The organism is Bacteroides sp. 2_2_4 (genome assembly GCF_000157055.1).
GTDB lineage: Bacteria > Bacteroidota > Bacteroidia > Bacteroidales > Bacteroidaceae > Bacteroides > Bacteroides ovatus.
This window is the reverse complement of sequence record NZ_EQ973364.1, coordinates 272110-272694: the sequence shown is the minus strand read 5'-3', so window position 1 is coordinate 272694 and position 585 is coordinate 272110. Positions and strand designations below refer to the sequence as shown.

Sequence of the window (585 nt, the reverse complement as noted above, 5' to 3'; positions counted from 1 at the left end):
TGGAGCAAGCAGTGTGAAAAAAGCACGTGTTATCTATGTTCCTTCTGCTGAAATCAAGGAAGCCGTTTCAATGTATTCTTTCTCCAAGGCAGGAGCAAGCGCAGCGAACGAAGATGGCGAAGGCGGAGATGAGAAACCAAATCCGAAACCTGACGAAGGCGGCGGAGAAGCTCCCGACCCGGCAGCTTAAACAATGACCGGTAACGAAGAAAACGCCTGTTAGCGCATTATCCTCGTTTCGTAGATCGCAAACCAATCAAGGAAAAAGCCCGATGAATGAGAAATCATTTCACCGGGCTTTTCATTTGCGGGTATTTGGTGGGCGGAATATGCTTCTGAAAGCCTCATAGAAAACATCAGGAGTTTTTCAAAAAACGTCTGACGAAATAAAAAAAACGTCTGATGAATTTTTGAAAACATCTCGAAGGGTTTCAAGTACGTTTTTACTTCCGTTCCGGCTGTTTTCGGGCGTTTTTACGTTTTATTCCCGTATGATTCTATCCATAAATAAACAGAATGACACAGACAGAAACGCAATTATCTATAAAGTGACGGGAAAGTATAAATGATAAGTTTGCTGTTTTG

1 pseudogene is annotated in these 585 nt (G+C 42.6%); it reads left to right on the top strand.

The annotated features are described in order from the left end of the window. Positions 1–190: pseudogene (locus BSCG_RS07125) on the top strand (DNA-binding protein); the annotation flags it as partial. Between the last annotated feature and the right edge of the window lie 395 nt (positions 191–585).